The organism is Nocardia sp. NPDC006982, from assembly GCF_042869435.1.
In the GTDB taxonomy this organism is placed as follows: domain Bacteria; phylum Actinomycetota; class Actinomycetes; order Mycobacteriales; family Mycobacteriaceae; genus Nocardia.
Map to the genome: position 1 here is coordinate 40,869 of NZ_JBIAFV010000022.1, position 15,240 is coordinate 56,108.

10 protein-coding genes and 1 pseudogene are annotated in these 15,240 nt (G+C 65.4%); 5 read left to right on the forward strand and 6 right to left on the reverse strand.

Annotation, left to right across the window (positions count from 1 at the left end; genetic code table 11):
- Nucleotides 1-2: 2 nt before the first annotated feature.
- From tsaA to sigJ, 3 genes are all read right to left on the reverse strand, one after another.
- Nucleotides 3-407 carry a tRNA (N6-threonylcarbamoyladenosine(37)-N6)-methyltransferase TrmO gene (gene tsaA / locus ACFYOW_RS43825; protein ID WP_387297065.1) on the reverse strand — a complete coding sequence of 135 codons (405 nt, stop codon included), beginning with the start codon at nt 405-407 and terminating at the stop codon, nt 3-5.
- Between the two features lie 63 nt (nt 408-470).
- Nucleotides 471-1,001 carry a YceI family protein gene (locus tag ACFYOW_RS43830; protein WP_387297067.1) on the reverse strand — a complete coding sequence of 177 codons (531 nt, stop codon included), beginning with the start codon at nt 999-1,001 and terminating at the stop codon, nt 471-473.
- Between the two features lie 68 nt (nt 1,002-1,069).
- Complete coding sequence (gene sigJ, locus ACFYOW_RS43835; protein WP_387297069.1) at nt 1,070-1,987, reverse strand: RNA polymerase sigma factor SigJ; 918 nt, start codon at nt 1,985-1,987, stop codon at nt 1,070-1,072.
- Between the two features lie 259 nt (nt 1,988-2,246).
- On the opposite strand from sigJ, the gene ACFYOW_RS43840 reads away from it, so the two are divergent.
- Both ACFYOW_RS43840 and ACFYOW_RS43845 read left to right on the forward strand, forming a co-directional pair.
- Nucleotides 2,247-3,077, forward strand: coding sequence for an SDR family NAD(P)-dependent oxidoreductase (locus tag ACFYOW_RS43840; RefSeq protein WP_387297105.1), 831 nt, complete (start codon nt 2,247-2,249; stop codon nt 3,075-3,077).
- 32 nt (nt 3,078-3,109) lie between these two features.
- A complete protein-coding gene (locus tag ACFYOW_RS43845; RefSeq protein WP_387297071.1) occupies nt 3,110-4,060 on the forward strand; it encodes an alpha/beta fold hydrolase in 951 nt (316 codons plus the stop codon).
- 1,066 nt (nt 4,061-5,126) lie between these two features.
- On the opposite strand, the pseudogene ACFYOW_RS43850 reads toward ACFYOW_RS43845, so the two are convergent.
- The 3 genes and pseudogenes from ACFYOW_RS43850 to ACFYOW_RS43860 form a co-directional block, all read right to left on the reverse strand.
- Nucleotides 5,127-5,339: pseudogene (locus tag ACFYOW_RS43850) on the reverse strand (DUF397 domain-containing protein).
- A gap of 36 nt (nt 5,340-5,375) precedes the next feature.
- Entirely contained in the window at nt 5,376-5,588 is a 213-nt protein-coding gene (locus tag ACFYOW_RS43855) for a DUF397 domain-containing protein (protein WP_387297073.1), read from the reverse strand.
- A complete protein-coding gene (locus ACFYOW_RS43860; protein WP_387297075.1) occupies nt 5,585-6,478 on the reverse strand; it encodes a helix-turn-helix domain-containing protein in 894 nt (297 codons plus the stop codon). The genes ACFYOW_RS43855 and ACFYOW_RS43860 overlap by 4 nt, the downstream gene beginning before the upstream one ends.
- Before the next feature lie 160 nt (nt 6,479-6,638).
- Between ACFYOW_RS43860 and ACFYOW_RS43865 the strand changes: the two genes are divergently transcribed.
- The 3 genes from ACFYOW_RS43865 (at nt 6,639) to ACFYOW_RS43875 (ending at nt 15,182) form a co-directional block, all read left to right on the forward strand.
- On the forward strand, nt 6,639-7,034 hold the full coding sequence (locus tag ACFYOW_RS43865; RefSeq protein ID WP_387297077.1) for a hypothetical protein: 396 nt from the start codon (nt 6,639-6,641) through the stop codon (nt 7,032-7,034).
- A 302-nt stretch (nt 7,035-7,336) separates the two neighbouring features.
- The gene (locus tag ACFYOW_RS43870; RefSeq protein WP_157124820.1) at nt 7,337-7,498 is read left to right on the forward strand and encodes a hypothetical protein; all 162 of its coding nucleotides are present in this window, start codon (nt 7,337-7,339) and stop codon (nt 7,496-7,498) included.
- 259 nt (nt 7,499-7,757) lie between these two features.
- Nucleotides 7,758-15,182 carry an amino acid adenylation domain-containing protein gene (locus ACFYOW_RS43875; protein WP_387297079.1) on the forward strand — a complete coding sequence of 2,475 codons (7,425 nt, stop codon included), beginning with the start codon at nt 7,758-7,760 and terminating at the stop codon, nt 15,180-15,182.
- Nucleotides 15,183-15,240 lie beyond the last annotated feature (58 nt).

Sequence of the window (15,240 nt, forward strand, 5' to 3'; positions counted from 1 at the left end):
CGTCATCGGTTGGGGGTGAGGAGGGGTTTGAGGTCGAGGATCGGTGTGCCGTGCAGGGCTTCGAGGTTGCGCACATGGATGCGGGTGCCGCCGACGGTGAGGATGTGGATGTGGTGCAGGCCGATCGGGTTGGGGCGGTGCGGTGCGCGGGTGGCGAAAACTCCGGTGACGGCCCGAGTGGCGTCGCCGCGCGGGTGGATGGTGAGGGTGTCGCGGTCGGCGCGGTCCAGCCAGGTGAGCAGTAGGAGGTCCGTGCCGGCGGTGACGCCGTCCAGTGCGCGGGTGTACCGCTCGTCGAGGATCAGCCAGGCTTCCGGGGCGCCTTCATCGGGTTGGCGCGCGGCTGTGGTCGGGTCGGTGAGCCCGGATTCGACGTATCCGATGGGTCGTAGCGTGTAGTCGGTCACAGTGACTCCATTTCCACTCGGTGCCAAGGGATTCGGTGCGAAGTGTGGTCGGTGGGTGGCCGCTCAGAGCTTCCGGATCGTGACATCGAACTCCAGCCTCACCTTCGGGCTGACCATGCCCGCGGCCGCCTTCCAGTGCACTTTCCAGTCCTTGCGGTTGATCGTTGTGCGGCCGGTGAAACCGATCCGGAGGGCGCCGTGCGGGTCGTTCTCTGTGCGGGTCAGTTCGAAGTCCACGGTGACCGGCCTGGTGACGCCGCGGATGGTCAGGTCACCGGTGACTTTGACGTTGATCTCGTCGAACTGCTCCACCTCGGTCAAGACGAAGGTAATCGTCGGATGGACTTCGACGCCGAGGAACTTTCTGCCAAGCAGATCGTCGCGTTGCTGGTTGCGGGTGTCGATGCTCGTCGCCTGGATCGTGAGGTGGGCGCTCGAGTTCGACGGTTCGTCGGCGTCCAGGTGCGCGCTGCCCTCGAACTCCCGGAAGTTCCCGCGCACCTTGGTGGCCAGTGTGTGCCGGGCGATGAATTCGATCCGGGTGTGGGCGGTATCGACGACGTAGTCGCCGGTCAGGTCGCTGAGTTCGATCATGGTCGGTCACTCCTGGAGAAATATTGGGTTGGGGCTTTAGGTTCGAGTTGGTCGCGCTCGAACCGCATTTACGCCTGGCCGGTATTGCGGGTGATGGTGCGCGCGATCGCCAGGGCGGCGAGTTTGTCGGGGTTGCGGATGCCGTAGCCGTTGGTTATCAAGCCATCGACGATTTCGAGTAGCAGGACGGCTTCGAGGTAGTGGCCGGTATAGATGGCCACCGCAGGCTCGCTGTTGCAGTTCACCGGCTCGATCCGCATGCCGGGCCTGCGTTGCGCCGCCTGGAGCAGATTCATCAGAATCGTGGCGACCTGCTTTGCGCCCGTCATGACCAGCTGGCGTATCGCGATGGTTTTGCCGCCGCTGTCGGTGGTCCAGGTGACATTCGGTGCGAGCATCGCCAGCAGACCCGCCAAGTCGCCGGTGGTCGCCGCCGTCATGAACTGTGCTGTGAGTTCGGCGGTGCGAGCGGCGTCGACCGGCCCGAACCGGTTGCGCCGCGCGTGAACGTATTCACGGGCGCGGTACGCCATCTGACGCACCGCCGCCACGGATTTGCTTACCGCTGCGGCGATGTCGTCGTAGCCGAACCCGAATACCTCGTGCAGGACGAACACCGCGCGTTCATCGGGGTTGAGCGATTCGAGCAGCACGAGCATCCCCATCGACACCGACTCGGCGAGCACCATATCGGCGGCGGCATCGTGCTCGGTGAGCAGCAAGGGCTCGGGCAGCCACGGGCCGACATAATCCTCGCGGCGGCGAGCATTGGCCCGCAAGGCATCCAGTGCCTGGCGGGTCACCAGTTGCGCCAGAAAGGACTTGGTGTCCCGTACCGTCGCGAGGTCCACCTGCGCCCACCGCAGGTAGCTGTCCTGCAGCACGTCGTCGGATTCGAGTGCGGAGCCGAGGATTTCGTAGACGATCGTGAACAGCAGCGGCCGCAACAGGGTGAATCGCTCGGCATGTGCGTCGGTGGTGCTCACGGGTTCGCCACGGTGGTGCTGTTGTGCTCAGTCATGCCCTCGAGACGCTTACCACCGCCAATACATAACAACTCGTGATGCAGATCACCTCCGCGCCGACACGAGCACCGGCGTTCGGTGGTGACGCACGTCACGCCATCGTGCCGTTACGAAAATCGGGTCGTCGCCGTCTTGTGTTAGTTCGGTGCGCAGCACGGAACACCGGCGGTGCGGACGCCCCGCACCGTCGAGATCGCCACTGCAGAAAGAACGGACGTACATCATGAGCAAGGTCTGGTTTGTCACCGGTTCCTCCCGCGGCCTGGGCCGAAACTTCGTCGAGGCCGCGCTGTCCCGGGGCGATATGGTGGCCGCGACCGCCCGGAATATCGAACGCCTTGCCGAGTTGGTCACCGAGTACGGCGATGCGGTGCTTCCGCTGGAGCTGGATGTGACCGACAGGGCCGGAGTCTTCGACGCAGTGAAGCGCGCCGACGAGCGTTTCGGCCGTCTCGACGTCATCGTGAACAACGCGGGCTACGGCCTGCTCGGCGCGGTCGAGGAGCTGACCGAGCAGCAATTGCGAGATCAGTTGGAGACCAACCTGTTCGGCGCGGTGTGGGTCACTCGAGCCGCGCTGCCGTACCTGCGCGCCCAGGGCGGGGGGCACGTCATCCAGATCTCCTCGGTCGGTGGTCTCGCCGCATGGCCGCTCGGCGGCGCATACCACGCCTCCAAATGGGCCCTCGAAGGTCTGAGTGAATCCCTCGCCCAAGAGGTCGCCGGCTTCGGCATCAAGGTGACCCTGGTCGAACCCGCCTCCTACGCCACCGATGGCGCCGCCGGCGCCGTGCACGCTCAGGCCGACCCGCTCTACACGGGTCTGCGCGAGGCCTTCGCCGCGTACGCACAGACGCTCGATCTCGGCGACCCGTCCGCCGCGGGCCGGGCGCTGCTCGAGGTCGTCGACTCCGCCAACCCGCCCCTGCGGGTGTTCTTCGGGTCCGGGGGCAATCAGATCGTGCCGCAGGTTTACGCCGACCGGCTCGAGACCTGGGCCGAGTGGAAGGACCTCGCGATGGCGGCTCAAGGCCACACCACCGCAGGCTGATCCGACGACCGGCAACGATAAGGAGGAAGTGAATGTCGGTCGACAGGTCGCAGCATCGGCGGCTCCGGCGGTGGCGGGTGCTCGTTGCAGTGCCCGCCCTGCTGATGATGAGCGTGGCGGCACCGGCCCGAGCCGAACCGAGCGGAGACCGAGTGGTCGAATCGACGTTTCCCGGCGAGGGGTGGTGCGTCGAAACTCCGCTGGCGCGTTTCCATTACCGGAAAGCGGGCGAAGGACCACCCCTCATCCTTCTGCCCGGCGGCACGATGTGGTCCTACACCTATCGCGGCATCATCCCAGCCCTCGCCGCCGAGCACACCGTCTACGCCGTCGATCTGCCCGGCACCGGGTACACCACGCTGCACGATCGCGGCTTCGGATACGACGTGGAGGCCATGACGGATGCCTTGCGCCAGTTCATGTCCGCGGTCGGACTGACGCACGCGTCCATCCTTGCGCACTCCCTGAACGGTTCTGTCGCAGTGGATTTCGCGGCACGACACCCGGAGCAGGTGGATCGCTTGGCGCTCATCGCGCCACTCGTCCTCGACACCGAACTCAACGTGAACATGCAATTGATGCGTCGGCCGATCGCGGGCGAACTCGCCACCTCGGTGATGACCGAGGAGATCTATGCGGCGGGACTGCGCGGCGCCTACGCGCATCCCGAGATACTGACCCACGAGCTGGCGGACACGTATTGGACTCCGCTCAGCAGCGCCGAGAACCGGACCGCGATGTGGAAGCAGCCGCGTAACCTCGATCTGGCCGCAGTGCAGCGGGAAGCGAGCACGATCGAAGCCGATACGCTGATCCTCTGGGGCGAAAACGACCATGTCGTCGACCTGTCACAGGCTCGGCCGCTCGCCCATCTGATCCCCCACGCGCGGCTGCGAATCATCCCCGACGCCGGACACAATGCCCACGAAGACGATCCCGCCACTGTCGCGACCGAGCTGACCGGATTCTTAGGCCCGCGCTAGCAGCTGCTCGCCCGGTGCCAGGGTGGTCCGAACGGCACCAGTTCAGGGCGACGGCACACACCTCGTCACCCGGATCACAATGTCCAGCAAGCAGTTTCGAAGCCTCATCGCTGATGTCTGCGTTCGCAATGGTTTGGCCTGTGGCGATGCGAGAGGGCTCGACAATGTGTTGGTGGAGGGGTGTTCTCGATGTTTGCCTGCATGGATGCATGGTGAGCGGTTGTCCGGGTCGGTACGTGGCCGGGGCAAGGGGTGTGGGGGTTGCGTTCGGTTGGTGGGGCTGTGGTGGGTCTTGTTGTTCTGCACTGACTTTCGGGGTTTGCCGAGTCCGGGATGGTTTGGCGTCCCGTGGTTTTGCCGGTGCAGTGCTGGGTGCGTCGTGTGCCGTACCCGGCTTACCTTCCGCGGTCAGGTGGGTAGGCCTGCGGCTTCCGGCGTGGTCGACTGGCTGTGGTTGCGTTCTCGGGAGTCTTTGTGCAGGGATGCAGGAGGCGAGCGGTCGAGAATGTGTTGGTGGAGTGGCGCTCTCGGCGTTTGCCTGCATGGATGCATGGTGAGCGGTTGTCCAGGTGGGCGCGTGGCCGGGCAAGGGGTGTGGCCGGGACTATGGTTGCGTTCTCGGGCGTCTTTGTGGAGGGAAAGCGAGAGACGAGGGCTTGAGAATGTGTTGGTGGAGGGGTGTTCTCGATGTTTGCCTGCAGGGTTGCATGGTGAGCGGTTGTCCAGGTCGGGATGTGGCTGGGACATGGGGTGTGGGCCGGAACAAAGGGGTGTGGGGGTCGGGTTGGTTGGGCGGCGGTGGGTCCTGTTGTTCTGCACTGACTTCCGGAGTTTGGCCGTCCAGTAGGGCTTGGCGTTCTGTGGTTTTGCCGGTGTAGTGCTGGGTGCGTCGTGTGCCGTACCCGGCTTACCTTCCGCGGTCAGGCGGGCAGGCCTGCGGCTTCCGGCGTGGTCGACTGGCTGTGGTTGCGTTGTCGAGAGTTGTCGAAGGTAGTCAAATGGTGGCTGGTCAGTCAGCGTTGAACCACCATTTGACTGCGTTCGGCGGATGCCCGGTTTTGGAGTGCTATGTGGTGGGGTGGTTGAACTCGCCGTCGTGCATGTCGGTGGTGAAGGTGGCCCATTCGCTGGAGGTGAAGATCAGTGCGGGGCCGGTTGGGTTTTTGGAGTCGCGGACACCGACGTGACCGGCCTCGAGTCAGGCGACTTCGACGCAGTCGTTGGCCGGACCACTGCGCGACGACTTGAACCACTGCGCGCCGGTCAGGTTGATGGTCACGGGTCGTATCTCCTTGCGTCAGCTGGGCAGGAGCGACTATGCGGTGGGGTGGTTGAACTCGCCGTCGTGCACGCCGGTGGTGAAGGTGGCCCATTCGTTGGGGGTGAAGATCAGTGCGGGGCCGGTTGGGTTTTTGGAGTCGCGGACTCCGACGTGACCGGCTTCGAGCCAGGCGACTTCGACACACTCCCTGCCCGAAGTGCTGCGCGATGACTTGAACCACTTCGCGCCCGTCACATCGATGGTCACGAGTCGTATCTCCTTGCCACCTGCCTGAGCAGGTCCCTCGATGCTTGCTCGTCCAGTGTGCCACGCCGCAGGTCGTCATGAATCTCGCGGCAGCGTTGCACATCAGCCCTGTCCTCGAGGAACATTGCTCCGAGAGTGTGTTCTGCGTAGACGACCGGAGGCTCCGTCCCGAAACTGCGGCTGTCCTCTGGGAAATCGAGAATGATGTACGGCAGAACCGGAGTCGCACTGCCCTGAAACCCGACCGCGAACGGCAATATTCGGATGGTGATATTCGGTCGCGTGCTCATATCGGCGATATGCCTCAATTGCGCGGCCATGATCTCGCGCGAGCCGATAATCGTGTGCAGAACGCACTCATGCAGGATGAAATCAGCTGTCACCGGTCTGTGCTGCCGAGTCAGAATCGCGGCTCGACGCAATCGCATTTCAACTCGGCGTTCGAGATCCTCCGGTGTGTCACCCGGCAGGACCGGTTGTTCGATGACTCTGGCGTAGTCGGCTATCTGAAACAGTCCGGGAACGACTATGGGTTGATACACCGACAGCCGTGATGCGCCGGATTCGAGCCCCAGATATGTGCCATATCCAGGCGGCATCAAATAGCGCAATGCCTGCCACCAAGACTTCGTAGCCGTCTCCTGCGCAAGGGATTTCAGTTCCTCGATCCTTCGCTCATCGAGACCATAGATGCGGCCGTACCCCTCGACATCGCGCAGTTTGATCTTGTCGTTGTGCCCCTTTTCAACCCGTATGACCGAGGTCTTGCCTATCTCCATCTCGCGCGCCGCCTGCTCGAGTGTGAACCCGGCTCCCTCGCGGGCCTCTCGAAGTGCGCGGCCGAGTTGTCGACGCGGCAGCGTCGAGTCCGGTTGATCCTCCCTTGCCATGACTCCCCTTCCCCTGCTTGGTCCGAAACGGCCCAGGTCGCAGTCCGGTTCGGACTTATTCGATCTGTTGGCCGGTCGAGATTCTGGGGGGATGGCCAACTTTGATCGGACTATCCGTTTCGGCCCTGCTGACGCCGTGTGGCGGGAGCAACATAACCACATGGTCGAGCAACACGGAAGCCGCAACGTCGCGAAACGCCCTGGCTACGAAGACATTCGGATTCGGAACGGTGCGAAGCAATCGCACACCGTACTCGTCACCGTGCCGCGGCTGTGCGATGCCGTGGACGTGACGTTGGCGCACGGGCTGTGGCAACGGCATCGCGCGTGCCGTATCAACCGGTGCGTGTGGAAATCGGCGGCGTACCAGACGCTCGTGCTCGCCGGACGGTTGGTCCCGCAATCGATGAGTCCGCGTGAACGCGCCGCCGCCAGGGGGATCTATTACCCGAGAGCGTCCGAGAGCGACGCGCTACTGCCGAGCGGGCATTCGCCGGGGACGCTACGTGAGGTGCTGGACAGGCTCGAGTCCCTGGCATTCGATCCGAATGGGTAGGGCATGGGCGAGCATCGCACCGAAGTAGACGGCTGGCTGGCCGAGTGGCGGATTGACCACCATCAGATTCGGATGATGTTGGTGCGCAATGGTTCCGAGAAACCCTTGCTTTTGTGCACTGCGGCTTCGGCCCCGGATCTGGCGCAGATGCGAGAGCGATTTCCGGAGCTTTCGCGGCTGTGGGATGCGATTCGGCATGAGTACTGGGCGGAATTCACTCCGCGCCGGAGAAATTCACGAGGGCGGTTCGTCTAGTGGACGACGACAGGCGGCTTAGGCTGGTACCGGCCGAGCCCACGGCGGTGCGGATTCGGCAGCTCACGGCACGAGCCGGACGGGCGGGCTATCGGCTCGAACGTGCTTCCGGGGTGCCCTACGACTGGATGCTGCTCGATGCCGAAGACGGCGCGACTACCTATTCGGCCGCGGACCTCGATCAGATCGAGCGGTGGCTCGACGAATGAGGTCAGCTTCAATGGAGAATCCGGGCTGGAGATGCACATCTGCTATGTGACGTAGTTCACTGCGGCGGGGCGCGTCGCAACATCTACCGTCTGAGACCGATACATAGCTGTCGCGTCTGCGCCGTCTGAGGCTGAGGCGTATCAGTGCATGTTCAACGCTTATATGATGACTCGGACTGGTTTGGCCCCCGGCGCAACGATGCCCTTTTACGGGGTCGGGGGCAGGTCTTAGCTCGACCCGAGAGGTGATTACACCCGAATGGAAACTGCTCGTCGTTCCGCCCGAGGTAGTCGCCGCCGCAGGTCGGGAAGCCCACTTTTGGCCCAGCTGCTCACTGCCGCAGTGGAGTCCGCCGCCACCTCTGTCGCACTCCGCTTCAACCCGACCGGTAATCCGGCTGACCAGCGTGAACTCACTTACCGTGAATTGGATGCCGCCTCCTCGCGGGTCGCGCGCGAGCTGATCGCTCGCGGGATCGGCGCGGGCGATTACGTGGCGATGGGTATTACCCGCTCGGTCGAATCGATCGTCGCGCTGTGGGCGATCGCGAAGACCGGTGCGGCCTATGTGCCGGTCGATCCGAACTATCCGGCGGACCGGATCCAGCACATCGTGACCGATTCGGGTGCCGCACACGGTCTGACCACCTCGGCGCATCGCGCGAAGCTCGGGACCTCGGCGTATTGGATCGAATTGGACGATCCGGTGCTGTCGGAGCGCATCGCCGCCCGGCCCGATCACCCGGTCTCCTATGCCGATCGGGTGCGGACGGTCAATGAAAACCATCCGGCCTATGTCATCTACACCTCGGGTTCCACCGGTAAGCCGAAGGGCGTCGCGGTCACCCACACCGGTCTGGCCGGGCTCGCGGCGATCGGCGAGCACTATCTGATCGATGCGGATTCCTGCGTCTCACATCTCAGCTCGCCCAGTTTCGATTTCTCGATGATGGAGACGCTGTTCACCTTCTCGGTGGGCGCGACGCTGGTCATCGCGCCGCCGACGGTATTCGGCGGTGTCGAACTCGCGGATCTGCTGCGCCGCGAGCAGGTCACCCATCTGCTGATCACCCCGGGTGCGCTGGAATCGCTGGATACCGCTGATCTCGATGACCTGCAGGTCGTGGTGGCCGGTGGTGATCGGCTCCCCGCGGAATTGGTGGCCCGGTGGGCGGATAGCGGCCGCTCGGTATTCAATGCTTACGGGCCTAGCGAGGCGACCGTCATGGTCACCAGCACCGAGGCACTTCAGTCCGGTGAGCCCATCACCATCGGTTCCGCCATCGCGGGCGTCGGCGCGTTCATTCTCGACGCGCGTTTGCGGCCGGTGCCCGCCGGCGTCGTCGGTGAGCTCTACGTCTCGGGTGCGGTGCTCGCACAGGGCTATCTCGGTCGACCGGAGCTGACCTCGGAGCGCTTCGTGGCCAGCCCGTTCGGCGCGGAGTTCGATAGTCCAGGGACGCGTCTGTACCGCACCGGAGATCTGGTGCGGCGCAACGAAACCGGTGCACTGGAGTACTTCGGACGATCCGATTTCCAGGTCAAGATCCGCGGTCTGCGGATCGAACTCGGCGAGATCGATAACGCGCTCACCGCACATCCGGATGTCGACTTCGCGGCCACCCTCGGCAAGACGCTGCCCTCGGGTACCACCGCGCTGGTCGCGTATGTGCTGCCGCGTGACGGTGCCACCCTCGATACCGGAGAGCTGGCGGCGCGTATCGGAGAATCGTTGCCGGACTACATGATTCCGGCCGCGATCATGGTGTTGGACGAGATCCCGCTGACCCCGGTCGGCAAGCTGGACCGGGCGGCACTGCCCGAACCGGTCTTCGCGGCACGTCAGTTCCGTGCCCCGGCGACACCGGTCGAGGAGATCATCGCCGATGTCTTCGCGGCGGTGCTGCACGGTGGCGGCACGGACGCACGCGTCGGTGTCGACGACGACTTCTTCGAACTCGGCGGCAATTCGCTGCTGGCCACCCAGGCCGCCGCGCGCATCGGTTTCGCACTCGGTGTCCGGGTGCCGGTGCAGCTGATCTTCGAGGCCTCGACAGTGTCGGTACTGGCCGAACGAGTCGAGCAGCACGCGGGTTCGGCCGACGGCCGGGCGCTCACCGCGCAGACCCGTCCCGATCGGATTCCGCTGTCGTACGCGCAGCAGCGGATGTGGTTCCTGAACCGTTTCGATACGGCAGGCGCGGTCAATAACATTCCGCTGACGGTGCGGCTGTCCGGGCGCCTGGATGTCGAGGCACTGCGTGCGGCGGCGCGCGATCTGACCGAGCGGCACGAGGTGCTGCGCACCATTTATCCGGACATCGATGGTGAGGGATTCCAGGTCGTCCTGCCGGTAACCGATGTGCGCGCGGTGCCGGACCTTCCACTCACCGACGCTGCGGCACAAGAACTTCCGGAGCTGATCAGTGCCGAGGTGCTGGCCGGATTCGATGTGACGGTCGCGCCGCCGGTGCGGCTGCGGCTGTTCCGGCTCGGCGAATCCGAGTACGTGCTGGTGTGCGTGGTGCACCACATCGCGGGCGACGGTTTCTCGCTCGGTCCGCTGGCCCGCGATCTGGTGGCGGCGTACTCCGATCGCCTGCGCGGTGGACGGCCCGAATGGCCGCCGCTGACGGTGCAATACGCCGACTACACCATCTGGCAGCGCGCGATCCTCGGCAGCGAGGACGATCCGGAATCGGTCTTCGCGCAGCAGATCGAATTCTGGCGCAACGAATTGGCCGCGCTGCCGGACCAATTGGATCTGCCCGCGGATCGGCCGCGGCCTGCCACGTCATCGCACAACGGCGCCGTCGTCGCGTTCGACATCGACGCCGCGATTCACACGCGACTCAATGATCTTGCGCACGAGCACAATTCGACGCTGTTCATGGTTGTGCACGCCGCGCTCGCGGTACTGCTCGCGCGGCTGTCGGGCACCCGCGATATCGCGATCGGCACCCCGGTCGCCGGTCGCGGTGAGGCGGCGCTGGACGATCTGATCGGCATGTTCGTCAACACCCTGGTGCTGCGGACCGAGATCGATCCCGGCATGACCTTCGACGATCTGCTGCGTGCGGTGCGCAAGGTCGACATCGAGGCCTTCGGACACGCCGACGTGCCGTTCGAGCGGCTGGTCGAGCTGCTCGATCCGGTGCGCTCGGCCGCGCGGCATCCGCTGTTCCAGGTGATGCTGGTCTTCCAGAATCTGGCGCGCACCGAACTGGAGCTACCGGGCCTGGCGGTCGCGGGTGTGGATCACGGGGTGTCGCTGGCCAAGTTCGATCTGCAGCTCGAGATCGCGGAAAACCTTGCGGCGCGAGCGACGGGCCCGGAGGCGGTAGCGGAGCATAACCACGTAGGGCACCGGGAGCGGCGCGAATCGGACACAGCCGCCAGGGGCATGTCGGCGACGTTCACCTACGCCACCGACTTGTTCGACGCCGCCACCGTGCAGGACTTCGCCGACCGCTTCCTGCGGGTGCTGTCCGCGGTGGCCGCCGATTCCGATGCGGTGCTGGGCGATATCGATCTACTCGCCCCCGGCGAGCGCGATCTGGTACTGCACGAATGGAATTCGGCCGGGGCGACGGTGCCCGATGTGACGCTGCTCGATCTCATCCAGGCGCAGGCACGCCGCCGTCCGGATGCGATCGCGGTCCGATTCGGTGATACCGCACTGAGTTTCGGTGAACTGCAGCGGCGCGCGAACCAGGTGGCACGGGCGCTGATGGCGCGCGGTGCGGGGCCGGAAGCACTGGTCGCCGTTGCCATCGGGCGGTCCGAGCAGTTGCCCGTCGCGCTGCTCGGCGTGCTCACCGCGGGTGCGGCGTATCTGCCGATCGACACCACCTACCCGGCGCAGCGGCTCGAGTTCATGCTCACCGACGCGCAGCCGACCTGTGTGCTGACCACATTCGATCTGCTGGGCGAAATTCCGGCGACGGATATTCCGCTGGTGCTGCTGGATGAGACAGCGGGCTTCGGCGAATCGCCGATCACCGATATCGAGCGCACGTCCCGGCTGCGTCCGGACAACCTGGCCTACGTCATCTACACCTCGGGCTCCACGGGCGTCCCGAAGGGCGTCGGCGTCGCGCATCGCAATGTGGTGGAGCTGTTCGCCAACACCCAGTTGATGTTCGAATTCGACGATACCGATGTGTGGACGCTGTTCCACTCCTTCGCCTTCGACTTCTCGGTGTGGGAACTGTGGTGCGCGCTGGCCAATGGCGGCACCGTGGTCGTCGTCGACTATCTGACCTCGCGTTCGCCGGAACAGTTCCGCGACTTGCTGATTCGCGAACAGGTCACGGTGCTGAACCAGACGCCGTCGGCGTTCTATCAGCTGGCCGAGGCCGATCGCGCCTCGCATGCCGGCGACCAGGGCAAATTCGCGCTGCGCTATGTCGTATTCGGCGGTGAGGCACTGGACCTGCGTCAGCTGCGCCGCTGGTACGAGCGGCACGCCTTCGATGCGCCGTGGCTGGTCAATATGTACGGCATCACCGAGACTACGGTGCACGTGTCGTTCCTGGCGCTGGATGAGCAGCTCGCCGAGAATCCGGCCAGCGCGATCGGTCGCGCATTGCCAGGCTTGGAGAGCTATGTGCTCGACGACCGGCTGCATCCGGCTCCGGTCGGAGTGGCGGGCGAAATCTATGTCAGCGGTGGGCAGTTGTCCCGCGGCTACCTCGGTCGGCCCGGGTTGGCCGCGGCCCGTTTCGTGGCGAATCCGTTCGGTGCCCCGGGATCTCGCATGTACCGCAGTGGCGACCTCGGTCGCTGGGCTGGTTTCGCGGGCCACGCGAATCTCGAATACGCCGGGCGCAGTGACCAGCAGGTGCAGCTGCGCGGCTTCCGCATCGAACTCGGTGAGATCGAATCGGCGCTGCTTGCCCAGCCTTCGGTCAGCCAGGCAGTTGTGCTGGTGCGCTCCGACGAGCACGCTGGTGATCGCCTGGTCGGATACGTTGTAGCCGAGCCGGATTCGCGGGTAGTGGGTGCGGAGCTGCGCACTGCGGTCGCCGATTTCCTCACCAGCTATATGGTTCCGGACGCGATCGTCGTACTGGACGCGCTGCCGTTGACTCCCAACGGCAAGCTGGACCGAAAGGCGCTGCCCGCACCGGAATTCGTCAGCAGCGCCACCTACCGCGCTCCGCAGACCCCCATCGAGCAGGCCGTCGCGGAGGTATTCGCCGGACTGCTCGGCATGCGCGATGTCGGCCTGGACGACGATTTCTTCGGCCTCGGCGGTAACTCGTTGCTGGCCACCAGGGCGGTCAGCCGGATCAACGAGGCGTTGGACGCGAATGTCTCGGTGCGCGAACTGTTCGAGGCATCGACCGTTTCGGCGCTGGCCGCGCGGATCGTGCCCGGATCCTCGACCGGAACTCGTGCCCCGCTGGTCGCGGCGGTGCGCTCGGAGCGGGTGCCGCTGTCGCTGGCGCAGCAGCGCATGTGGGTGCTCAATCAGTTCGATACCCGCTCGGCGGCCTACAACATTCCGCTCGGCATCGGCCTGACCGGTGCGCTCGATGTGCAGGCGCTGCGCGATGCGGTCGCCGATGTGCTCGAGCGGCACGAGGCGCTGCGCACCCGCTACCCGTCGACGGGTCCCGGCGGGCTGCCGTACCAGGAGATCCTGCCGGTCGCCGAGGCCTGGCCGGGCGGGCTCGCCGTCGAGTCGAACGCCGACCCGATAGTCCGCATCACCGAGCTGATGTCGACCGGATTCGATGTGACCCGAGAGGTTCCGGTGCGCGGCGTACTGCTGCGCGGTGATACCCCGGACCGTCACCTGCTCGCCATGGTGGTGCACCACATTTCGGCCGATGGTGCCTCGATGGCCCCGCTGGCCCGTGACCTCATGCTCGCCTACGCCGCGCGCTGTGCGGGCGATGTCCCGACCTGGACGCCGCTCGAGGTGCAGTACGCCGACTTCGCGATCTGGCAGCGCGAGGTCATCGGCACCGATGACGACGAGGACTCCGTCGCCGCACAGCAATTGGCCTACTGGCGCGACCAACTGGCCGGACTATCCGGCGCGATCGAGCTGCCGCTGGACCGGCCGCGCCCCGCGGTGCCGTCCATGCGCGGTGCTTCGATGGCCTTCACGCTCTCGCCCGAGGTGCACGCCGGACTGATTCGCATTGCCCGGGAACATAATTCGTCGCTGTTCATGGTCGTGCACGCGGTGCTCGCGGTGCTGCTTGCGCGGCTGTCGGGCAGTTCCGATATCACCATCGGCACCCCCATCGCGGGCCGCGGCGAGCGCGCGCTCGACGATCTGGTCGGCATGTTCGTCAATACCTTGGCGCTGCGCACCAGGACCGAATCGGGGACCACCTTCGACGCGCTGGTCGAACTTGTTCGCGAGACCGACCTTTCGGCCTTCGGCAATGCCGATATCCCGTTCGAGCGGGTGGTCGAGGTGGTGCTGCCGAACCGCGCGACCTCGCACAATCCGCTGTTCCAGGTGGTGCTGTCCTTCGACAATCTCGAGCAGCCGAAACTGGAACTGCCGGGGCTGACGGTCGCGGCACTGGATACCGGTGCGGTCGCGGCGAAGTTCGATCTGCAGCTGACCGTCGAGCCACGGCACGGTGCGGACGGCGCACCCGGCGAGCTCGTCGCGGTATTCAATTACGCCACAGACCTTTTCGATGCGCCGACGGTGCAGGCATTCGGCCGCAGGCTGACTCGGATCTGCACTGCGGTGGTCGCGGACCCGCAGGTCAGCGTGGGCGATATCGATATCCTCGATGCCGCCGAACGCGATCGCGCACTGGCCGCGCCGGAAACGGTGCTCGAGCCTGCCGCCGATGGCGTACCGGTCATCAGCGGTGCTGCCCTGACCCAGGCGCTGGCCGCCGCGGTGGAGGACGATCCGGACGGACCCGCGGTGGTCTTCGGCGAGGACGCGGTGTCCTTCCAGGATCTCGACGCGCGGTCCTCGCGACTTGCTCGGGTGCTGATCGCCCGCGGCTGCGGTCCGCGCACCGGTGTCGCGATCCGGCTGGATCGCGGGGTGGACGCGGTGGTTGCCACCTGGGCCGTGCTCAAAGCCGGTGCCGCATTGACCCCGGTGACCGCCCTCGACGGAGCACTGCCCGTCGGCCTGCAGGTCAAGGTCGGAATTACCACCGGCGCATGGCCCGCCGACAGCAGCGTCGACTGGCTGGCACTCGACGATCCGGATGTGCTCGCCGAGATCGCCGCCGAATCGCCGCGCCCGGTGACCTATGCCAACCGGACGCAGGCGCTGCGCGGTGAGGATCCGGCCTTCGTGGCCGCGGTTACGTTGTCCTACAACGATATTTCCGTCGCGACCAAGCGGCTGCGGGCGCGCACCGAGCTCACCTTCGAGTCCCGGGTGTTCCGGCACGGCCGCGCGGATTCGGCGGCGGCGCTATTGGAAGTGGTCGCGGCCGGAGAGAACGGCGCGTCGGTGGTGGTGACCGCCGGCGACCTGGATAACGTAACGCTTTCGGCACTGTTGGCCGACGAATGGGTTACACACCTGTTCATCGATCGGGCCGGACTCGGGCCGGTCGAGGTGACGGGGCTGGAGGATCTGCACGCGGTGGTGCTCGATGACGGCGCGCCCGCGCCGGAATTCGGGGCCGTCCCGGTTGTGGTCGACCTCGGTGCGCTATTGGGCGTCCAGCACCCGAGCTGATCTTCCACCCGGGAGATCCGGGTAGTGACGATGAGCGAGGGGAGGAAGTTCCTATGCC